15 protein-coding genes and 4 tRNA genes are annotated in these 21,677 nt (G+C 66.6%); 14 read left to right on the forward strand and 5 right to left on the reverse strand.

Going from position 1 to position 21,677, the window contains the following annotated elements:
- Window positions 1–88 precede the first annotated feature (88 nt).
- Both hpnD and hpnC read right to left on the reverse strand, forming a co-directional pair.
- Window positions 89–928: a presqualene diphosphate synthase HpnD gene (hpnD, locus tag VAR608DRAFT_RS26320; protein WP_088956753.1), complete on the reverse strand. Its 840-nt coding sequence runs from the start codon at window positions 926–928 to the stop codon at window positions 89–91.
- A gap of 13 nt (window positions 929–941) precedes the next feature.
- Window positions 942–1,838 (reverse strand): squalene synthase HpnC, encoded by an 897-nt coding sequence (gene hpnC / locus VAR608DRAFT_RS26325; RefSeq protein ID WP_231972965.1) that lies wholly within the window; start codon window positions 1,836–1,838, stop codon window positions 942–944.
- A gap of 54 nt (window positions 1,839–1,892) precedes the next feature.
- Between hpnC and VAR608DRAFT_RS26330 the strand changes: the two genes are divergently transcribed.
- The 13 genes from VAR608DRAFT_RS26330 (at window position 1,893) to VAR608DRAFT_RS26390 (ending at window position 16,866) form a co-directional block, all read left to right on the forward strand.
- Window positions 1,893–3,806 (forward strand): potassium transporter Kup, encoded by a 1,914-nt coding sequence (locus VAR608DRAFT_RS26330; RefSeq protein WP_443082894.1) that lies wholly within the window; start codon window positions 1,893–1,895, stop codon window positions 3,804–3,806.
- Window positions 3,807–3,911: 105 nt separating this feature from the next.
- The gene (locus VAR608DRAFT_RS26335) at window positions 3,912–5,075 is read left to right on the forward strand and encodes an efflux RND transporter periplasmic adaptor subunit (protein ID WP_088956756.1); all 1,164 of its coding nucleotides are present in this window, start codon (window positions 3,912–3,914) and stop codon (window positions 5,073–5,075) included.
- Between the two features lie 10 nt (window positions 5,076–5,085).
- Entirely contained in the window at window positions 5,086–8,259 is a 3,174-nt protein-coding gene (locus VAR608DRAFT_RS26340) for an efflux RND transporter permease subunit (RefSeq protein WP_088956757.1), read from the forward strand.
- 137 nt (window positions 8,260–8,396) lie between these two features.
- Window positions 8,397–8,483: transfer RNA gene (locus VAR608DRAFT_RS26345), tRNA-Leu, on the forward strand.
- Window positions 8,484–8,512: 29 nt separating this feature from the next.
- On the forward strand, window positions 8,513–9,826 hold the full coding sequence (gene tig / locus VAR608DRAFT_RS26350; RefSeq protein ID WP_088956758.1) for a trigger factor: 1,314 nt from the start codon (window positions 8,513–8,515) through the stop codon (window positions 9,824–9,826).
- An 89-nt stretch (window positions 9,827–9,915) separates the two neighbouring features.
- On the forward strand, window positions 9,916–10,524 hold the full coding sequence (gene clpP, locus VAR608DRAFT_RS26355; protein ID WP_088956759.1) for an ATP-dependent Clp endopeptidase proteolytic subunit ClpP: 609 nt from the start codon (window positions 9,916–9,918) through the stop codon (window positions 10,522–10,524).
- A gap of 106 nt (window positions 10,525–10,630) precedes the next feature.
- Entirely contained in the window at window positions 10,631–11,896 is a 1,266-nt protein-coding gene (gene clpX, locus VAR608DRAFT_RS26360) for an ATP-dependent Clp protease ATP-binding subunit ClpX (protein WP_088956760.1), read from the forward strand.
- 119 nt (window positions 11,897–12,015) lie between these two features.
- Window positions 12,016–14,457, forward strand: coding sequence for an endopeptidase La (gene lon / locus VAR608DRAFT_RS26365; protein WP_088956761.1), 2,442 nt, complete (start codon window positions 12,016–12,018; stop codon window positions 14,455–14,457).
- 85 nt (window positions 14,458–14,542) lie between these two features.
- Window positions 14,543–14,618, forward strand: a tRNA-Gly gene (locus tag VAR608DRAFT_RS26370).
- Window positions 14,619–14,657: 39 nt separating this feature from the next.
- Window positions 14,658–14,731: transfer RNA gene (locus VAR608DRAFT_RS26375), tRNA-Cys, on the forward strand.
- 87 nt (window positions 14,732–14,818) lie between these two features.
- A tRNA-Leu gene (locus VAR608DRAFT_RS26380) sits at window positions 14,819–14,911 on the forward strand.
- Between the two features lie 22 nt (window positions 14,912–14,933).
- Window positions 14,934–15,566, forward strand: a complete 633-nt coding sequence (locus VAR608DRAFT_RS26385) for a DUF6806 family protein (protein ID WP_088956762.1) — start codon at window positions 14,934–14,936, stop codon at window positions 15,564–15,566.
- A gap of 1 nt (window position 15,567) precedes the next feature.
- Window positions 15,568–16,866: an MFS transporter gene (locus VAR608DRAFT_RS26390; protein ID WP_088958987.1), complete on the forward strand. Its 1,299-nt coding sequence runs from the start codon at window positions 15,568–15,570 to the stop codon at window positions 16,864–16,866.
- A gap of 13 nt (window positions 16,867–16,879) precedes the next feature.
- Here VAR608DRAFT_RS26390 and VAR608DRAFT_RS26395 read toward each other — a convergent pair whose 3' ends face one another.
- The 3 genes from VAR608DRAFT_RS26395 to VAR608DRAFT_RS26405 are packed head-to-tail and all read right to left on the reverse strand — an operon-like array spanning window position 16,880 to window position 20,054.
- Window positions 16,880–17,641: a hypothetical protein gene (locus VAR608DRAFT_RS26395; protein ID WP_088956763.1), complete on the reverse strand. Its 762-nt coding sequence runs from the start codon at window positions 17,639–17,641 to the stop codon at window positions 16,880–16,882.
- A gap of 11 nt (window positions 17,642–17,652) precedes the next feature.
- Window positions 17,653–18,507 (reverse strand): glutamate racemase, encoded by an 855-nt coding sequence (gene murI, locus VAR608DRAFT_RS26400; RefSeq protein ID WP_088956764.1) that lies wholly within the window; start codon window positions 18,505–18,507, stop codon window positions 17,653–17,655.
- Window positions 18,504–20,054: a fumarate hydratase gene (locus VAR608DRAFT_RS26405; protein ID WP_088956765.1), complete on the reverse strand. Its 1,551-nt coding sequence runs from the start codon at window positions 20,052–20,054 to the stop codon at window positions 18,504–18,506. Before VAR608DRAFT_RS26405 ends, murI begins: the two co-directional genes overlap by 4 nt.
- Window positions 20,055–20,183: 129 nt before the next feature.
- Here VAR608DRAFT_RS26405 and fumC point away from each other — a divergent pair, with 129 nt between their 5' ends.
- Window positions 20,184–21,584 (forward strand): class II fumarate hydratase, encoded by a 1,401-nt coding sequence (gene fumC, locus VAR608DRAFT_RS26410; RefSeq protein ID WP_088956766.1) that lies wholly within the window; start codon window positions 20,184–20,186, stop codon window positions 21,582–21,584.
- Window positions 21,585–21,677: the final 93 nt, after the last annotated feature.

The following is a 21,677-nucleotide window of genomic DNA, read 5'->3' on the forward strand; positions in this document are numbered from 1 at the left end:
CTGCCGCGGAACCGGCTTTGCCGGGCCGCTGGCAGCGCCCCCGGTAGGGGGTGGGCGGCTACACGAAGTGAGCAAGCCTGGGGGGGAGTCACAGTTTCCCGAGGGCCTGGACACGCCACGCCAGCCACAGCTTGCGTACGGGTGTCAGGCTCACACGCTGGTTGAGCACCTGGAAGTCGTCGCGCTCGATTTCCGACAGCAGCGTGCGATAGATGCTCGCCATCATGAGCCCGGGCTTCTGCGCGCGCCGGTCGGCTGCGGGGAGCAGGCCGAGCGCCTCGTCGTAGGCCGCCTGGGCGCGCGCCGCCTGAAACTTCATGAGCGCCACGAAGCGCTCGGAATGCACGCGGTTCAGGATCTCGTGCGCCTTGACGTCGAACTGCTGCAGTTCGTTCACCGGCAGGTAGATGCGGCCGCGCAGTGCGTCCTCGCCGACGTCGCGAATGATGTTGGTCAGTTGCAGCGCCAGACCGAGCTTGTGCGCGTAGGCCGTGGTCTGCGGGTCAGTCTGCCCGAAGATGCGCGCCGCGCCTTCCCCGACCACGCCGGCCACGAGATGGCAGTAGCGGCGCAGCGCCTGGAAATCGAGATAGCGGGTCTGCTCCAGGTCCATCTGGCAGCCCTGGATCACTTCCTGGAGTTGCCGCTCCTCGATGCCGTACTCGGCGGTGTGCGGCATGAGCGCCTGCATCACCGGGTGGTGCGGCTGGCCGGCGAAGGCCTGCGAAACCTCGGTGCGCCACCAGGCGAGCTTGGTCGCTGCGACACCGGGGTCGCTGACTTCGTCGACCACGTCGTCGATCTCCCTGCAGAACGCATAGAAGGCGGTGATCGCGGCGCGGCGCAGCTTCGGCAGAAACAGGAACGCGTAATAAAAACTGCTGCCCGATGCAGCGGCCTTGTCCTGGACGTACTGCTCGGGTGTCATCGTGCTGGCCTCTTCATGCGGGTGATTGTCTCCGCATAAGTAGCGCCCGCCAGGCGACGAGCGGCGCATCGGCCTTGCCGATCGTCGGACGGGCCGCGAAGGTGTCGCAGCCGAGCGCCTCGATCTTGTCGAGGATGCGGCTGCCGCCCTGGATCACGAAGCGCAGTTCCCAACCCGCGCGGCCCGGCAGCGCGTGCACCAGCGGCGCGCCTTCGTTCATCAGGCGGCGGGCCCAGGCGACGAGGCTGGCGACCAGCGCGATCGCCGGTGCCGGCGCGGGCGCAGAACCGAGCGGGCGGAAGGTCTCGAAGCTCGACGCGTTCAACCCGTGCGCTTCGCACTCCTCGCGCGGCAGGTAGTAGCGGCCGCGTGGCAGGTCGACGCTCAGGTCCTGCCAGAAATTGATGAGTTGCAGCGCGCTGCAGATCGCGTCGCTCTGGCGCAGCGCGCGTTCGTCATTCACACCGTACAGATGCAGCAGCAGCCGGCCGACCGGGTTGGCGGAGCGGCGGCAGTAGTCGAGCAGTTCGGCGCGGTCCGCGTAGCCGGCGCGGTCGCGGGTCTTTTCGATGTCCTGCATGAAGGCAGAGAGCAGGTCTGCGAGCAACTGTTCAGGCAGCGCGAAGGCTTGCACGGCGTGCGCGAGCGGGCCGAAGACCCCGGGCCAGCTTGGCGAAGGCGGCATGCCGCGTGCCGCCGCGGCCAGATCGGCGCGAAAGGCCATGAGCGCGTCGAGGCGCTGCGCGGGACCGGCATCGCCTTCGTCGGCGATGTCGTCGGCCGTGCGTGCGAAGGCGTAGATGGCGGCGATCGGCGGCCGCAGCCGCGGCGGGCATAGCCAGGAGGCGACGGGGAAGTTTTCGTAGTGGGTCGGCGGGGCCGCGACGACCGGAGGGGAGCGGGTTGACACGCGGCGGATTGTGCTGCACGGCAGGTACGATCCGGGACCGAGGGTCCAAACATCATGAAGACAACGCTGCCACAACTGGGTTCCGGGGAATCCGCTTCCCATCCCCGTGCAGGTCCGGCCCTGATGCTTGCGGCACTGGGCGTGGTGTTCGGTGACATCGGGACGTCGCCGCTCTACGCTTTCAAGGAGACACTGAATCCGGAGCACGGCATTCCGTTCACGCCGGAAGCGGTGCTCGGCCTGCTGTCGCTGGTGTTCTGGGGGCTGATGGTCGTCGTGACGCTGAAGTACGTGGTGTTCGTGCTGCGCGCCGACCACGACGGCGAGGGCGGCATCCTGGCGCTCCAGGCGCTGGCGCGCAAGGCCGTGACCATCACGCCGACTTCACCGTGGCTCCTGCCGCTGATCGGAGGGCTCGGCCTCGTGGGCGCGGCGATGTTCTACGGCGACAGCCTGATCACGCCGGCGATCTCGGTCCTCTCGGCGGTCGAGGGCCTCGAGGTCGAGGCACCGGCGCTGCAGCCCTTCGTCATCCCGGGTTCGATCGCGATCCTGGTCGCGCTGTTCGCGGTTCAGCGGCGGGGAACGGGGCTGGTGGGCAGGGTGTTCGGGCCGGTGATGCTGCTGTGGTTCGTCGTGATCGCGGTCGGCGGCCTGCAGCAGGTGATCCTGCAGCCCCAGGTACTCGCCGCGCTCGATCCCCGGCATGCGGTGGGCTTCCTGTTCACGCATCGGGCGCATTCGCTGGCCGTGCTGGGCGCGGTGTTCCTGGCCTTCACGGGCGGGGAGGCGCTTTATGCGGACATGGGGCATTTCGGCGCCCACCCGATCCGCCTCGCATGGCTGTTCATCGCCTTGCCGGCCCTGGTGCTGAACTATTTCGGCCAGGGGGCGCTGGTGCTCGGCAATCCGGCGGCCGTCGACAATCCGTTCTTCCGGCTCTTTCCGCCCTGGGCAGTGCTGCCGATGGTGGTGCTCGCCGCGATGGCCACGGTGATCGCCTCGCAGGCGGTGATCTCGGGCGCCTTCTCGATCACGGCGCAGGCCATGCGCATGGGCTACCTGCCGCGCATGCGCATCGTGCAGACCTCGGGCGAGGCCATCGGCCAGATCTATGTGCCGGGCGTCAACTGGCTGCTGATGGTGGGCGTGGTGCTGCTGGTGCTCGGGTTCCGGAGTTCGAGCGCCTTGTCGGCGGCCTACGGCATCGCGGTGTCGATCACGATGGTCACCACCACCCTGCTGGCCGGGATCATCGCCTACAAGCTGTGGCGCTGGAACCGCGTGGCGGTGGTGCTGGGCGCGCTGGTCTTCGCCTTGGTCGACACGACCTTCGTCGTGGCCAACAGCCTCAAGGTGCTGGAGGGCGGGTGGCTCACGCTGGCTGCGGCGGCGATCGTGATGGCGATCTTCACGACCTGGGCGACGGGCCGGCGGCTCGGCCTCCAGGCGGCCGAGGCCGAGCGCTTGCCGCTGGTGCCCTTCATCCAGTCGCTGGCTGCCGACATGCCGCACCGGGTCAAGGGGACGGCGGTGTTCCTCAACCCCGATGCCGAAACCGTGCCGCACGCGCTGCTGCTGAACCTCAAGCACAACCAGGTGCTGCATTCGCAGATCATCGTGCTCAGGGTGCTGTCGTGCGACACGCCGCGCGTGGACGCGCGATTGCGCATCGAGGCCGAGCTGCTCGGCTACGGCATCTGGGTCGTGACCGCGCGGCACGGCTTCATGGAGCGGCCCAACGTGCCCGAATTCATCCGCATCCTGGCCTACCAGAAGGGGCTGGCCTGCGACTCGATGACCACGTCCTACTTCGTCTCGCGCGCATCGGTGGGGGACGACCGGCTGCCGCAGATGAACCCTTTGCGCCGGGCCCTGTTCGGCTGGCTGCAGCGCAACGCCGGCCGTGCCTCGGACTACTTCCTGCTGCCCGACAACCGGCTCGTGGAGATGGGACAGCGGACCTGAAAGTTCTCGTCGGGCGCAGCTGTTTTCGTTGACAGCGCTAGGCGTTTACCCTAGATTACTAACCGGCGGGTCATTAATTGCCCGCTGTTCTTTCATGGGTGAGACATGACCGCCTCGTCAAATTTCCGGATTCCGCTCTGCATCGGCGCATTGGCCGCGGCGCTCGTCCTCGCGGGCTGCTCGCGTTCTCCGGCGGCGCAGGAGCCGGTCCGCGCCGTCAAGGTCATCGCGGTCGGCGTGAGCGGCTATGACACCGAGCCGGAGTTCTCGGGCGAAGTGCGGGCACGGGTCGAATCGCGGCTCGGCTTCCGCGTCGCCGGCAAGATCACCAGGCGGCAGGCCGAGCTCGGCCAGCACGTGCAGGCCGGGCAGGTGCTGGCCCAGCTCGATGCGCAGGACTACCGGCTCGCGGCGGAGGGCGCCAGGGCGCAGCATGCCGCCGCGCTGACCAACCGGGACCTCGCAGCCGCGGACCTCAAGCGCTACCGCGAGCTGCGCGAACAGAACTTCATCAGCGGCGCCGACCTGGAGCGCCGCGAAACCACCTACAAGGCCGCCCAGGCCCAGCTCGAACAGGCGCAGGCCCAGCTGACGGCGCAGGGGAACCAGGCCAACTACACCACGCTGGTGGCCGACGTGCCGGGCATCATCACCGCGATCGAGGCCGAGCCGGGGCAGGTGGTCGCGGCCGGTGCGCCGGTGGTGCGCGTGGCACAGGACGGTGCGCGCGACGTGGTGTTCGCGGTGCCCGAAGACAAGGCGGGCCGGGTCAAGGCCGGTTCGCCGGTCACGGTGCGCGGTTGGGCCAACGGCAGCGAATTCGAAGGCCAGGTGCGCGAAGTGGCTGCGAGTGCCGACGCCGTCACGCGCACCTACACCGTCAAGGTGACCGTCGACCCGCAGGCCGCGCCGGCGCTCGGTGCCACCGTCTACGCCCGTCCGAAGGCGCTGTCGAGCAGCGGTGCGCCGGTGCTGAAGGTGCCGACGAGTGCGCTGCGGCAGGAGGGCCAGGGCAGCGCCGTCTGGGTGCTCGACAAGGCCACGATGACGGTGCGCTCGCAGCCGGTCGAGGTGATGACCGCAGACGGCAACGATGCGGTGATCGCCGGCGGGCTGGAGCCCGGCATGCTCGTGGTCGCCGCGGGCGTGCACGTGCTGCAGCCGGGCCAGAAGGTGACGATCTACCAGGACCGCTCGGCCGCGCCGGTGGCCACGGAAACGGCAGCTACGGCGGTGCGGTCGCCCAACGCCCCGGTCGCCACGCGCTGAGAACGGCTTCATGACCTCACCCAACGCCGACGCCGGCAAGACCGGCTTCAACCTCTCGAAATGGGCGCTCGATCACGTGGCGCTCACCCGCTACCTGATGCTCGTCTTGATGCTGCTGGGATTCGCGTCCTACTTCCAGCTCGGGCAGGACGAGGATCCGCCGTTCACCTTCCGCGCCATGGTGGTCCGCACCTACTGGCCGGGCGCCACCGCGCAACAGGTGGCGGAGCAGGTCACCGACAAGCTCGAACGCACGCTGCAGGAGGCGCCGTACGCCGACAAGATCCGCAGCTATTCCAAGCCCGGCGAGTCGCAGATCATCTTCCAGATCAAGGATTCGTCGCCGCCGGGCGACGTGGCGAACGTCTGGTACACGGTGCGCAAGAAGATCGGCGACATGCGCTACACGCTGCCCTCCGGCGTGCAGGGGCCGTTCTTCAACGACGACTTCGGCGATGTCTACGGCGTGATCTACGCGCTGGAAAGCGAAGGCTTCACGTATGCCGAACTCAAGACCTTCGCCGACGACGTGCGGCAGCGCCTCCTGCGCGTGAAGGACGTCGCCAAGGTCGAGCAGTTCGGCGTGCAGGACGAGAAGGTCTTCATCGAGGTCTCGCAGAAGCGGCTCGCCCAGCTCGGGCTCGATTTCAGCAACGTGCTCGCGCAGCTCGGCTCGCAGAATGCGATCGAGAGCGCCGGAACCATCCAGGCGCCGCAGGACATCGTGCAGGTGCGCGTGGCCGGCCAGTTCACGAACGTCGAGCAGTTGCGTGCCATGCCGATCCGCGGCAGCTCGGGCAACCAGATGCGGCTCGGCGACATCGCCGAAATCCATCGCGCCTACGTCGATCCGCCGGCCGTCAAGGTACGGCACGAGGGCCAGGAAGTGATCGCGCTCGGCGTTTCGATGGCCAAGGGCGGCGACATCATCGCGCTCGGCAAGGCGCTCAAGAGCGCGACCGAGCAGATCGAAAAGCAGCTGCCGCTCGGCGTCAAGCTGGTGCAGGTGCAGGACCAGCCGGTCGCGGTCTCGCGCTCGGTCAATGAATTCGTGCACGTGCTGATCGAGGCGGTGGCGATCGTGCTCGCGGTGAGCTTCATCTCGCTCGGTTTGCACAAGGGCGGGCGCTTCGGCTGGTATATCGACATCCGGCCGGGGCTGGTGGTGGCGATCACGATTCCGCTCGTGCTCGGGGTGACCTTCCTGGCCATGAACTATTTCGGCATCGGGCTGCACAAGATCTCGCTCGGCTCGCTGATCATCGCGCTCGGCCTCCTGGTGGACGACGCGATCATCGCGGTCGAGATGATGGTGCGGAAGATGGAGGAGGGCTACGACAAGGTGCGTGCCGCCACCTTCGCGTACGACGTCACGGCCAAGCCGATGCTGACCGGCACGCTGATCACGGCAGCGGGCTTCCTTCCGATCGGCATCGCGAAGTCGGTGACCGGCGAATACACCTTCGCCATCTTCGCGGTGACGGTGATCGCGCTGGTGCTGAGCTGGTTCGTGTCGGTGTACTTCGTGCCCTACCTCGGGACGATCCTCCTGAAGGTCAAGCCGCACGACCCCGATGCGCCGCCGCACGAGCTCTTCGACACGCCGTTCTACAACACCTTCCGCCGCACGGTGGACTGGTGCGTGGCGCACCGCTGGATCACCATCGGCGCCACGGTGCTGATGTTCGCGCTCGGCATCGTCGGCATGGGCAAGGTGCAGCAGCAGTTCTTCCCCGATTCGAGCCGGCCGGAGATCCTGGTCGACCTGTGGTTCCCCGAGGGCACCTCCTTTGCCGCGAACGAGGAAGTCGCCCGGCGCGTCGAGCAGCGCCTGCACCAGGAAGAGGGCGTCACCACGGTCACGACCTGGATCGGCTCGGGCGTGCCGCGCTTCTACCTGCCGCTGGACCAGGTGTTCCCGCAGACCAATGTCTCGCAGCTGATCGTGCTGGCCAAGGACCTGCACTATCGCGAGACCCTGCGCCTGAAGCTGCCCGCATTGCTGGCAGAGGAGTTCCCGGAGGTGCGCGGCCGCGTGAAGCTGCTGCCCAACGGGCCGCCGGTGCCATATCCGGTGCAGTTCCGCGTGATCGGGACCGATCCGGCCGAACTGCGTGCGCGGGCCGACGAGGTCAAGGCCGTGATGCGCGAGAACCCGAACATGCGCGGCGTCAACGACAACTGGAACGAGTCGGTCAAGGTGATCCGGCTGGAGGTCGACCAGGACAAGGCGCGCGCCCTGGGCGTGACGAGCCAGGCGATCGCGCAGGCGTCGCGGACCATGTTCAGCGGCACCACGGTCGGGCAGTACCGCGAGAACGACCGCCTCATCGACATCGTGCTGCGCCAGTCGCCGGACGAGCGCGAGGCGATTTCCGATGTCGGCAATGCCTATCTCCCGACCGCTTCGGGCCGATCGATTCCGCTGACGCAGATCGCCAGGCCGGTCTTCACCTGGGAGCCCGGTGTGATGTGGCGCGAGAACCGCGACTACGCGATCACGGTGCAGGGCGACATCGTCGAAGGACTGCAGGGCGCGACGGTGACGGATCAATTGCTGCCCAGGCTGCGCGAGCTCGAAGCGAAGTGGCATGCCGCCGGGCAGGGCGCCTACCGCATCGAGGTGGCCGGCGCGGTGGAGGAAAGCAGCAAGGGCTCGGCGTCGATCGTGGCCGGCGTGCCGGTCATGCTGTTCCTGGTGTTCACGCTGCTGATGCTGCAGCTGCACAGCTTCAGCCGCTCGCTGCTGGTCTTCATCACCGGGCCGCTGGGGATCGTCGGCGTGGCCGGCGCGTTGCTGGCGCTGAACCGGCCCTTCGGCTTCGTCGCGCTGCTGGGCGTGATCGCGCTGATGGGCATGATCCAGCGCAACGCGGTGATCCTGATCGACCAGATCGAGCACGACCGCGCGGCCGGCGTGCCGGCGTGGAACGCGATCGTCGAATCGGCGGTGCGCCGCCTGCGGCCGATCGTGCTGACGGCGGCAGCGGCCGTGCTGGCGATGATCCCGCTGTCGCGCAGCGTCTTCTGGGGGCCGATGGCGGTGGCGATCATGGGCGGGCTCATCGTCGCCACCGTGCTGACGCTGCTCGCGCTGCCGGCGATGTACGCGGCATGGTTCCGCGTCGGGCGCGAAGAGAGAAACCCTGCGGCCCTGGCGGAAGAGGCCCTCGTTCGCGCTTAAAATACGCGGTTGACCGATTTCAGGCGGAGGGCTTTTCCGAGTCGTCCGCTAGCGAATGACGAAGGCGGCCTGGCCCATGGGCTATCTATGGGCTATCGGCCGCCTTCGGGTATTCATCACCTGAAAACACTGGATCCGCGCGGGTGGCGAAATTGGTAGACGCACCAGGTTTAGGTCCTGACGCCAGCAATGGCGTGCCGGTTCGAGTCCGGCCCCGCGCACCAGCACAAGACCCCTCACAAGGAAGACTCAAATGACCGTGAACGTTGAAACCCTCGAGAAGCTCGAGCGCAAGATCACGCTGACCCTGCCCGTCGGCGCCATCCAGTCCGAGGTCGATTCGCGCCTCAAGAAGCTGGCTCGCACCGTCAAGATGGACGGCTTCCGTCCCGGCAAGGTGCCGATGAACGTCGTGGCCCAGCGCTATGGTTACTCGGTTCACTACGAAGTCATGAACGACAAGGTCGGCGAGGCCTTCTCGCAGGCCGCCAACGAAGCCAAGCTGCGCGTCGCCGGCCAGCCGCGCATCACCGAGAAGGAAGAGTCGCCCGAGGGCCAGCTCGCGTTCGACGCGATCTTCGAAGTCTTCCCGGACGTCAAGATCAATGACCTCGCCGGCGCCGAAGTCGAGAAGCTCAGCGCCGCCGTCGGCGACGAGGCGATCGACAAGACGCTCGACATCCTGCGCAAGCAGCGCCGCACCTTCTCGCAGCGCGCACAGGACGCCGCCGTGCAGGACGGCGACCGGGTCAGCGTCGACTTCGAGGGCAAGATCGACGGCGAGCCCTTCCAGGGCGGCAAGGCCGACGACTTCCAGTTCATCGTCGGCGAAGGCCAGATGCTGAAGGAATTCGAGGACGCCGTTCGCGGCCTGAAGGCGGGCGACAGCCGCACCTTCCCGCTGTCGTTCCCGGCCGACTACCACGGCAAGGACGTGGCCGGCAAGCAAGCCGACTTCATGGTCACCGTGAAGAAGGTCGAGGCCTCGAACCTGCCTGAAGTCAACGAGCAGTTCGCCAAGTCGCTCGGCATCGCCGACGCCACCGTCGAAGGCCTGCGCGCCGACATCAAGAAGAACCTCGAGCGCGAAGTCAAGTTCCGCCTCCTGGCGCGCAACAAGAACGCCGTGATGGACGCGCTCGTCGCCAACGCCGAACTGGACCTGCCCAAGTCGAGCGTCCAGGCTGAAGTCGACCGCATGATCGAAGGCGCCCGCGCCGAGCTCAAGCAGCGTGGCATCAAGGACGCCGACAAGGCGCCGATCCCCGATGACGTGTTCCGCCCGCAGGCCGAGCGCCGCGTGCGCCTGGGCCTGGTCGTCGCCGAGCTGGTCCGCGCCAACAACCTGCAGGCCAAGCCGGAGCAGATCAAGGCGCATGTCGATGAGCTCGCCGCCAGCTACGAGAAGCCGGCCGACGTCGTGCGCTGGTACTTCAGCGACAACCGCCGCCTGGCGGAAGTCGAAGCCGTGGTGATCGAGAACAACGTGACCGATTTCGTGCTCGGCAAGGCGAAGGTCAACGAGAAGTCGGTATCCTTCGACGAGCTGATGGCCCAACAGGGCTGATCGCGGCCGGTCGAATCCATGGGGCTTGTGCTTTGTGGCACGAGCCCCATTTCGTCTGGGTACAGTCCAAATCCCTCTGGAGAGCAAACATGAGCGCACAGGAAATTCAAGGCCTCGGCATGATCCCGATGGTCATCGAGCAGTCGGGTCGCGGCGAGCGGTCCTACGACATCTATTCGCGCCTGCTCAAGGAGCGGGTGATCTTCCTGGTCGGCGAAGTCAACGACCAGACGGCCAACCTGGTGGTGGCGCAACTCCTGTTCCTCGAGAGCGAGAACCCGGACAAGGACATCTCGTTCTACATCAACTCCCCCGGCGGCAGCGTGAGCGCGGGCATGGCGATCTACGACACCATGCAGTTCATCAAGCCTGACGTGTCGACCCTGTGCATCGGCTTTGCGGCCAGCATGGGCGCCTTCCTGCTGGCGGCCGGCGCGAAGGGCAAGCGCTTCTCGCTGCCGAACTCGAAGATCATGATCCACCAGGTGCTCGGCGGCGCCCGCGGACAGGCCACGGACATCGAGATCCATGCGCGCGACATCCTGAAGACCCGGGAACAGATGAACCGCATCCTGGCGGAACGCACCGGCCAGCCGGTCGACAAGATCGCCCGCGACACCGAGCGCGACTACTTCCTGACGGCCGACGAGTCGAAGGAATACGGGCTGATCGACCAGGTGATCACCAAGCGCAGCTGATTGCCCGCGCGAGGCGCCCGAGCAACGACGGCGTTTTCCCACACGGGGAACGCCGTTTTTGTTTCGCTATCATTGCTGAACCCCCCCTGTTACGAGGCATTTGTCCATGGCCGAAAAAAAAGGCTCCTCCAGCGAAAAAACGCTTTACTGCTCGTTCTGCGGGAAGAGTCAGCACGAGGTCAAGAAGCTGATCGCCGGGCCTTCGGTCTTCATTTGCGACGAGTGCATCGACCTGTGCAACGAGATCATCCGTGACGAGCTGCCCACGGGCGAGGAATCGCGCGAGTCGCGCGGCGATCTTCCGACGCCGTCGGAGATCAAGGCGAACCTCGACAACTACGTGATCGGCCAGGAGCCGGCCAAGCGCATGCTGTCGGTGGCCGTCTACAACCACTACAAGCGCCTGCGCCACAAGGACAAGGCCAAGGGCGACGACGTCGAGCTGAGCAAGAGCAACATCCTGCTGATCGGCCCGACCGGTTCGGGCAAGACGCTGCTGGCGCAAACGCTGGCGCGCATGCTCGACGTGCCCTTCGTGATGGCCGATGCGACCACGCTGACCGAAGCCGGCTATGTGGGCGAGGATGTCGAGAACATCATCCAGAAGCTGCTCCAGAGCTGCAACTACGAGGTCGAGCGCGCGCAGCGCGGCATCGTCTACATCGACGAGATCGACAAGATCTCGCGCAAGTCCGACAACCCGTCGATCACCCGCGACGTGTCCGGCGAAGGCGTGCAGCAGGCGCTGCTCAAGCTGATCGAAGGCACCATGGCCAGCGTGCCGCCGCAGGGCGGGCGCAAGCATCCGAACCAGGACTTCCTGCAGATCGACACGACCAACATCCTGTTCATCTGCGGTGGCGCGTTCGCCGGCCTCGAAAAGGTCATCGAGAACCGGACCGAGGCGTCCGGCATCGGCTTCGGCGCGTCGGTCAAGAGCAAGAAGCAGCGCAGCCTCACCGAGGTCTTTCGCGAGGTCGAGCCCGAGGACCTGATCAAGTTCGGCCTCATCCCCGAGCTCGTGGGCCGGATGCCGGTTGTGGCTTCGCTGGCGGAGCTCACCGAGGACGCCCTGGTCCAGATCCTGACCGAGCCGAAGAACGCGGTCGTCAAGCAGTTCACCAAGCTCCTGCAGATGGAAGGCGTGGACCTCGAGATCCGCCCGGCTGCGCTCAAGGCGATCGCCCGCAAGGCACTGGCGCGCAAGACGGGCGCACGGGGCCTGCGTTCGATCCTCGAACAGTCGCTGATCGACACGATGTTCGAACTGCCGAACACGACCAATGTCGACAAGGTGGTGGTCGACGAATCGACCATCGACGAGAACAAGCCTCCGCTGCTCGTCTACCGCGAAACCGCCAAGAAGGCGTGATGACCGCGCAGCCGGCCGCTTTGAAACATGCGTCCGGCGTCTTTCGCCGAAATCCGCCAACGCGGGCTTGAAAAGCGCGTGCGGCCGACCATCTTTTCATGATCAAGTAAAGGATCCCCATGTCCGGTCATACCCCTCTGCCTGCAACCGAACTCGACTTGCCGCTGCTTCCGCTGCGCGACGTGGTCGTGTTCCCCCACATGGTCATTCCGCTGTTCGTCGGCCGCCCCAAGAGCATCAAGGCCCTCGAACTGGCGATGGAAGCGGAGCGCCGAATCATGCTGGTGGCGCAGAAAGCCGCCGCCAAGGACGAGCCTTCGGTCGAAGACATGTTCGAGGTGGGCTGCATCTCGACCATCCTGCAGATGCTGAAGCTGCCCGACGGGACCGTGAAGGTGCTGGTCGAGGGCCAGCAACGTGCGCGCGTCAACCAGATCGACGACAGCGAAACGCACTTCTCGGCGAACGTGACGCCGGTCGAGCCTGCCGACACCTCCACCCAGAAGGCGACCGAGGTCGAGGCGCTGCGCCGCGCGGTGATGCAGCAGTTCGACCAGTACGTCAAGCTGAACAAGAAGATTCCGCCCGAGATCCTGACGTCGATTTCGAGCATCGACGATCCGGGCCGGCTGGCGGACACCATCGCCGCCCATTTGCCGCTGAAGCTCGACAACAAGCAGGCGGTGCTGGATCTGGCCGACATCAAGGAGCGTCTCGAGAACCTGTTCGGCCAGCTGGAGCGTGAGGTCGACATCCTCAACGTCGACAAGAAGATCCGTGGCCGCGTCAAGCGCCAGATGGAGAAGAACCAGCGCGACTTCTACCTGAACGAGCAGGTCAAGGCGATCCAGAAGGAGCTCGGCGAAGGCGAAGAGGGCGCGGACATCGAGGAGATCGAGAAGAAGATCAAGCTCGCCAAGATGCCCAAGGATGCGCTCAAGAAGGCCGAGAGCGAACTCAAGAAGCTCAAGCTGATGTCGCCGATGTCGGCCGAGGCGACCGTGGTGCGCAACTACATCGACGTGCTGGTCGGCCTGCCATGGAGCAAGAAGACCAAGATCAAGCACGACCTCGCCCATGCCGAGGAGGTGCTGAACGAGGACCACTACGGGCTCGAGAAGGTCAAGGACCGCATCCTCGAATACCTCGCAGTGCAGCAGCGCGTGGACAAGGTCAAGGCGCCGATCCTGTGCCTCGTGGGACCGCCGGGCGTGGGCAAGACCTCGCTGGGACAGTCGATCGCCAAGGCGACCGGCCGCAAGTACACGCGCATGGCGCTGGGCGGCATGCGTGACGAAGCCGAGATTCGCGGCCACCGCCGCACCTACATCGGCGCGCTGCCGGGCAAGGTGCTGCAGAGCCTGGGCAAGGTCGGCACGCGCAATCCGCTGTTCCTGCTCGACGAGATCGACAAGCTCGGCACCGACTTCCGCGGCGATCCGTCGAGCGCGCTGCTCGAAGTGCTCGACCCCGAGCAGAACCACACCTTCGGCGACCACTACGTCGAGGTCGACTTCGACCTCTCCGACGTGATGTTCGTCGCGACCTCGAACTCGATGAACATCCCGCCGGCGCTGCTCGACCGGATGGAAGTCATTCGCCTCGCGGGCTACACCGAAGACGAGAAGACGCACATCGCGCTGAAGTACCTGCTGCCCAAGCAGATGAAGAACAACGGCGTGAAGGAGGACGAACTCCTGATCACCGAAGAGGCGGTGCGCGACATCGTGCGCTACTACACCCGGGAAGCCGGCGTGCGCTCGCTCGAGCGCGACCTGTCGAAGATCTGCCGCAAGGTGGTCAAGGGCCTGCTGCTCAAGAAGATGGAGGCGAAGGTCGTGGTCAACGGCCAGAACCTCAACGACTTCCTCGGCGTGCGCAAGTACACCTTCGGTCTCGCCGAAAAGCAGAACCAGGTGGGGCAGGTCGTGGGCCTGGCGTGGACCGAAGTCGGGGGCGACCTGCTCACGATCGAAGCCGTGACGATGCCCGGCAAGGGCGTGATCAGCCGCACGGGCTCGCTCGGCGACGTGATGAAGGAGTCGGTCGAGGCGGCCCGCACCGTGGTGCGCAGCCGTGCGCGCAGGCTCGGCATCAAGGACGAGGTCTTCGAGAAGCGCGACATCCACATCCACGTGCCGGATGGCGCGACGCCCAAGGACGGCCCGAGCGCCGGTGCGGCGATGACCACCGCATTCGTCTCCGCGCTGACCGGCATTCCGGTTCGCGCCGACGTGGCGATGACGGGCGAGATCACGCTTCGTGGCGAAGTCACGGCGATCGGCGGCCTGAAGGAGAAGCTGCTCGCTGCATTGCGCGGCGGCATCAAGACCGTGCTGATCCCCGAAGAGAACGCGAAGGACCTGCAGGACATTCCCGAGAACGTGAAGAACGGCCTCGAGATCGTGCCGGTGAAGTGGATCGACAAGGTGCTCGAGATCGCGCTCGAGAAGACGCCGACGCCGCTGTCCGACGAAGAGGTCGCGGCATCCGCTGCGGCGATGGCGGAGCAGGCCAAGCAGCGCGCGTCGCAACCGGTCGAAGGTTCGGTGAAGCACTAAAAAGTGCAGCCCTCTTGAGGAGCCTCGAAAAATTGCTATATAATTCGAGGCTCTGCAGCAATCGGTGAAAGTCGAAGCAGAGTACGCGGGAATAGCTCAGTTGGTAGAGCGCAACCTTGCCAAGGTTGAGGTCGCGAGTTCGAGCCTCGTTTCCCGCTCCAGTTCTAAAAAAGGGAAGCCGGTGCTTCCTTTTTTTTCGCGGCGCGATAGCAAAGCGGTTATGCAACGGATTGCAAATCCGTCTAGTCCGGTTCGACTCCGGATCGCGCCTCCATCGATTCCTCATGCCCAAAATGCAGTCCCGCCAATACAGATTGACGGGACTGTTTTCGTTTGGGGTATCGTCAACATCCGACCGGAAGCCCGGATGGTGAAATTGGTAGACACATCGGACTTAAAATCCGCCGCTTCCTGCATAAGGGGCGTACCGGTTCGACCCCGGTTCCGGGCACCACCACATTACAAGGGAGCAAGACATGCCTCGCTATAACGCTCCGTTCGAAATCCATGTGCATGGCGACGTGCCGCTGCGCTCCGACGTTGATTTCGAGCAGATTCAGGAAGCCCTCAAGCCGCTGTGGAAATACGCCGGCGCGCGCTCGCTCGCCGACGGCGCGAGCAGCGTCTACGAGGAAGAACCCGGGATCCGTTTCGAGCAGAAGGACCACATGCTCCAGATCTGCTGGACGGTGGCCGGCGACGAGGACTTCCGCCAGGCGCTCGACGAGATGTGCATGGCGCTCAACGAGCTGTCCGAGCAGGGCGCCGCGCTGGAAGTCACCTTCTACGACACCGACTTCGACGAGGAGGAAGGCGACCCCGACCAGGAATCGCGCGACGACTTCCTGATGCTGTTCGTCGGCCCGAATCCCGCCGCGATCATGCAGGTGCAGCGCGACCTGCTGGTCGAGGACGTCGTGAACCTCATGGAGCGCCACTTCGACGGTGCCGAACTCGGCGGCGTGGTGGCGGAGATCGACAAGCTCTTCGGCGATCGCTTCGATGCGCTGGTGAACTCGCTCGAGATCGGCAAGCGCCCGCGCGGCGGCACCGGTGGCGCCGGCAGCGGTGGCCACGGCGGCGGACGCCGGCCGCGTCACCTGCACTGACTTGAGCCTTTTCCCCCAGTCAGCCCTGCAGCCGGGCGTTCGCAAGCGTGAAGTGTTCGGCTGGGCGATGTACGACTTCGCCAACTCGGGCTACACCACCGTGGTCATCACCGCGGTGTTCGCCGCCTATTTCGTCGGCGGCATCGCCCAGGGGGCGCCCTGGGGCGCCTTCGCATGGACCCTGGCGCTCAGCGTCTCGTATGCGCTCGTGATGGTGACGATGCCCGCGATCGGCGCCTGGGCCGATCTTCATGCCGCCAAGAAGCGCGTGCTCTTCCTGGCTACCGCGGGCTGCGTGGCCGGCACTGCGGCGCTGGCCTTCACGCCGCGCGTCGACGGCTTCAGCGGCGTGGTCGTCGCGATGGCGCTGGTGATCATCTCCAACACCTTCTACTCCTATGGCGAGTCGCTGACCGGGGCGTTCCTGCCCGAACTGGCGACCGCCGACGGCATGGGAAGGGTCAGTGGCTGGGGCTGGGGTTTCGGCTACATCGGCGGCATGCTCGCGCTCGGACTGTGCCTCGCCTACGTGCTGTGGGCACAGAGCCGCGGACTGCCGGCTGCCCACTTCGTGCCGGTGACGATGCTCATCACGGCGGCGCTCTATGGCGTCGCGGCGTGCGCAACCTTCATCCTCCTTCCGGAACGCGCGGTGCCGCAGGCGGGCGCCGAGGCGTCGAGCGCGTGGCAGCAGTTGCGCAGCACCTTCGTGGAAGCCCGCAAGTACCGCGACTTCACGTGGCTGCTGGCCTGCACGGTGTCCTACCAGGGCGGCGTCGCGGTCGCCATCACGCTGGCGGCGATCTATGCGGAGCAGGTGATCGGGTTCGTCCCGAACGAAACCATGATCCTGATCTTCGTCCTGAACATCGCTGCGGCGCTCGGAGCCTTCGTCTTCGGCTATTGGCAGGACCGGATCGGACACCGGCGTTCGCTGGCCGGAACGCTGGTCGCCTGGATCGCCGTCTGCGTGATCGCGGCATCGGTGACGACCAAGGGCGGCTTCTGGTGGGCCGCATCGATCGCCGGCCTGGCGATGGGCTCCAGCCAATCGGCAGGCCGTGCCATGACGGGTGTCCTGGCGCCTCCGGGCCAGCTGGCCGAATTCTTCGGCCTGTGGACCTTCGCGACGCGGCTGGCCAGCATCATCGGCCCGCTGAGCTACGGCGTGATCACCTGGATGACCGGCGGCAACCAGCGCATCGCGATCCTCGCGACCGCGCTGCTGTTCGCCGCGGGACTCCTGATGCTGCTGCCGATCGACATGCGGCGGGGCCGCGAGGCCGCGCTTCGGGCCTGAGCGTCCGCGAAGCTCAGTCGCGCGCCGCGCGCTTGGGTATCCGGTAGATCGTGCCGTCGTAATGCAGCACGGTGGCGTTGAAAGTCGCCGGACGCTCCTGGGTGATGCACTCGTCCCCCTGGAGCGTGGCGCGGCTCCCGGAGCGCGTGCGCCTGAGCGTCAGGTCGGCCAGGCCGTTGCTCGTCGCCCGCATGACCGACAGCGCGCCGCGCGTGGCCTCGAAAACGCCGGTGCAATTCGTGTCCCACTCGCCGTGCTCCAGGGTCATCTCGAGCTGGTCGAGCACCTTGGCGAGCTTCTGGCCTTGCGGCAGATAGAGCGTGAGCGTTTCCCGCGCGTAGGGGCTCGTGCGCGAAGAACCCTGGTACAGCACGCGCAGACCGAAGGCGCGTGCATCCGGCGCGAGCGTGTAGCGCGCGGTGTCGACACGGATTTCCGCGATGCGGATCGCGTCTTCGGTCAGCGCGCCTTCGTCGAGCAGCCGGCTGACGATCTTCGCGCGCTCGGTGTTGCCGTTGTCGGCCTGCTGGACGACCAGCACATCGAGGTCGAACCGGGTCGTGTCGGGAGTTCCTCCGGCCTCCGGCATCGGCAGCACGACGATGTAGCGGCCCGGGAAGCCCCTCCAGGGCTCGCACACGGCGCGTTCGTGGTCGAGGGCACGCCTGGGGTGCAGCTTGGTGTGCATCCGTTCTGCGAGGCCGGTATCGCACGCCGCATGCCCGGCCGCGCAGGCGAATCCGAGAAAGCAGGCGGCGACATGCTGGCGGCGCATGCGTGATGGATTCAGGCGGGGGTCGTGTGGAGGGCCCGGGCGTGGATCGCGCATTCGATCGGGCCCCCGAGCCAGCGCGCCGCCGCCGCATCGAGCGCTGCGGGCGCGGCGCTGCTGAGCAGCAGGACATCCCCGGCGCCTTCCGGCTTGAGATGCCGGGCGTTCAGCAGCAGGCGCCGCGTCTGCTGTGCGACCGGTGCGCCGGTGTCGATGAATCGCACCGCGTCCCCGGTCCAGCGACGCAGCTCGCCCGCGATGAAGGGGTAGTGCGTGCAGCCGAGCACCAGCGTATCGATCTGTCCGGGCTGATCGCCGAAGCGCCCGGCCGCGCCAAGGTACTTCTCGCACAACGCGGCGACCCGGGCGGCGTCCGCGCGCTCGATGGCGCCCGCGAGCCCATCGCAGGGGACGATGCGGAACCGGGCCCGTGCCGCGAGCGAGCCGTGCAGCGCTTCGAACTTGCGGCTTTCCAGCGTCACGCGCGTGGCGATGACTGCGATGTGGCCGGTCCTGCTCAGCGCGACCGCCGGCTTGAGGGCCGGCTCGACGCCGATCACGGGCAGGGTGGGATGCTCGGCGCGCAGCTCATGGATCGCCGCCGCGGTCGCGGTGTTGCAGGCGACGACGAGCGCCTTGATCCCGTGCTCGTCGACGAGGTGGCGCGCGATCGCCGTGGTTCGCTTGGCGACGAAGGCATCGCCGCGCTCGCCGTACGGCGCATGGGCCGTGTCGGCGAAGTAGACGAAGCGCTCATGCGGCAGTTCGGCACGCAGCGCGTTGAGGACGCTCAGGCCCCCGACGCCGCTGTCGAAGACGCCGATCGGTCGATCGGCGTCCGGCGAAGCCCCGGCCGCGGCAGCGCTCAAGCCGGCTCCAGCGTGATGGTCTTGAATTCGCCGCTGGCGATGCGCTTCTGCCACTCGGCCGGGCCGGTGATGTGGGCGCTGGTGCCGCCGGCATCGACCGCGACGGTCACGGGCATGTCGACCACGTCGAATTCGTAGATGGCTTCCATGCCGAGGTCCGCGAAGCCGACCACCTTCGCGGTCTTGATCGCCTTGCTCACGAGGTAGGCCGCGCCGCCGACCGCCATCAGGTAGGCGCTCCTGTGCTTCTTGATCGCCTCGATCGCGACCGGGCCGCGCTCGGCCTTGCCGATCATCGCGATCAGGCCGGTCTGGGCGAGCATCATCTCGGTGAAGCCGTCCATGCGGGTGGCGGTGGTCGGGCCCGCGGGGCCGACCGCCTCGTCCTTGACCGGATCGACCGGGCCGACGTAGTAGATCACTCGGTTGGTGAAGTCCACCGGCAGCTTCTCGCCCTTGGCGAGCATATCGGCGATGCGCTTGTGCGCGGCGTCGCGGCCGGTGAGCATCTTGCCGTTGAGCAGCAGCGTGTCGCCCGGCTTCCAGCTCGCGACTTCCTCGGGCGTGAGCTTGTCGAGGTCGACGCGCTTGCTCTTGTTGTAGTCCGGTGCCCAGTCGATCTTGGGCCAGAGGTCGAGCGACGGCGCTTCGAGGTACACCGGGCCCGAACCGTCGAGCACGAAGTGCGCGTGGCGGGTCGCCGCGCAGTTCGGGATCATCGCCACCGGCTTGCTCGCCGCGTGCGTCGGGTACATCTTGATCTTGACGTCGAGCACGGTGGAAAGACCGCCCAGGCCCTGTGCGCCGATGCCCAGCGCGTTGACCTTTTCATAGAGCTCGATGCGCAGCGCCTCGACCTTGGTCAGCTCGGCGCCCGAGGCCTTCTTGGCCTGCAGCTCGTGCATGTCGAGGTCGTCCATCAGGCTTTCCTTGGCGAGCAGGGTGGCCTTCTCGGCCGTGCCGCCGATGCCGATGCCCAGCATGCCCGGCGGGCACCAGCCGGCGCCCATCGTGGGCACGGTCTTGAGCACCCAGTCGACCACGCTGTCGCCGGGGTTCAGCATCGCGAGCTTGCTCTTGTTCTCGCTGCCGCCGCCCTTGGCCGCGACCGTGACTTCGACGGTGTTGCCCGGGACGATCTCGGTGAAGATCACGGCGGGCGTGTTGTCCTTGGTGTTCTTGCGGTCGAACTGCGGATCGGCCACGACCGAGGCGCGCAGCATGTTGTCCGGGTGGTTGTAGCCGCGGCGGACGCCTTCGTTGACGGCGTCTTCGAGGCTGCCGGTGAAGCCGCCCCAGCGCACGTCCATGCCGACCTTGAGGAACACGTTGACGATGCCGGTGTCCTGGCAGATCGGACGATGGCCGGTCGCGCTCATCTTGCTGTTGGTCAGGATCTGTGCCATCGCATCCTTGGCCGCCGGGCTCTGCTCGCGTTCATAGGCCTTGGCCAGGTGCGCGATGTAGTCGCTCGGGTGGTAGTAGCTGATGTACTGGAGGGCGGCGGACACCGATTCGATCAGGTCGGCCTGCTGGATGATGGTCATGGCGTTACGTGGGATGGATGGCAGACAAAACCCCGCGATTATCCGCGCCGCGGCCGTGGCCTGCCGCTCTGGCAGGCCGCGCCCGAGTACGATGGTCGGCGTTTCGACTCCGACCGGGGACCCTTTTCCATGGCGACATCCTCCTCCAAGACCCGCACCGAGCGCGACACTTTCGGTCCGATCGACGTGCCGGCCGACAGGCTCTGGGGCGCACAGACCCAGCGTTCCCTGCAGAACTTCGACATCTCCGGCGAGCGCCAGCCGGCCGAGATCATCCGTGCGCTGGCGCAGGTGAAACGCGCGTCGGCGGTGGTCAACCGCGCCCTCGGCCTGCAGGACGAGAAGAAGACCCAGGCCATCGTGCAGGCGGCCGACGAGGTCATCGCCGGCAAGCATCCCGGGGAGTTTCCGCTCGTGGTCTGGCAGACCGGATCGGGCACGCAGACCAACATGAACGTGAACGAGGTGCTGGCGAACCGCGCGAGCGAACTGCTCGGCGGCGAACGCGGCGAAGGGCGGCTCGTGCATCCCAACGATGATGTCAACCGCAGCCAGTCGTCGAACGACGTGTTTCCGACCGCGATGCACGTCGCTGCGGTCGATTCGATCACGCACCGGCTGCTGCCGGCCATCGCCAAGCTGCGCGCCACGCTCGAGAAGAAATCGAAGGACTTCGAGGGCATCGTGAAGATCGGCCGCACGCACCTGCAGGACGCGACGCCGCTCACGCTCGGCCAGGAGTTCTCCGGCTACGTCGCCCAGCTCGCGCACGGCGAGGCCCATGTGCGGGCCGCACTGCCGCACCTGTGCGAGCTGGCGCTCGGCGGCACCGCTGTCGGCACCGGCCTCAACGCGCCCAAGGGCTATGCCGAGCAGGTGGCGGCGGAGCTCGCGAAGCTCACCGGACTGCCTTTCGTCACGGCGCCGAACAAGTTCGAGGGCATGGCCTCGGCCGATGGGCTGGTCCATGCGCACGGCGCGCTCAAGACGCTCGCGGCGAGCATGAACAAGATCGCCAACGACATCCGCTGGCTGGCGAGCGGGCCGCGCAGCGGCATCGGCGAGCTGAGCATCCCGGAGAACGAGCCGGGTTCCTCGATCATGCCCGGCAAGGTCAATCCGACGCAGAGCGAAGCGGTCACGATGCTGGCCGCGCAGGTGTTCGGCAACGACGTCGCGATCAACGTCGGCGGCGCCTCAGGCAACTTCGAGCTCAACGTCTTCCGCCCGATGATCGCCCACAATTTCCTGCAAAGCGTGCGGCTCCTGGCCGACGGGATGGTGAGCTTCAACGACCACTGCGCGGTCGGCATCGAGCCCAACCGCGAGCGCATCACCGAACTGGTGCAGCGCTCACTGATGCTCGTGACCGCGCTCAACACGCATATCGGCTACGACAAGGCCGCGTTCATCGCGAAGAAGGCGCACAAGGAAGGCACCAGCCTGCGCGAGGCGGCGATCGCCTCGGGGCACCTGACGGCGGAGCAGTTCGACGCCTGGGTGGTGCCCGAAAAAATGACCGGCCGCTGAGCCGGTCTACGCGGGATCAGGGGTCCGCGCCCCGAACCCGCGCCATCCGCCGATCCGCACCCCGGCCGCTCGGGCCGGTGGCGGGCGACCGTT

This window comes from Variovorax sp. HW608 (assembly GCF_900090195.1).
Taxonomy (GTDB): Bacteria; Pseudomonadota; Gammaproteobacteria; order Burkholderiales; family Burkholderiaceae_C; genus Variovorax.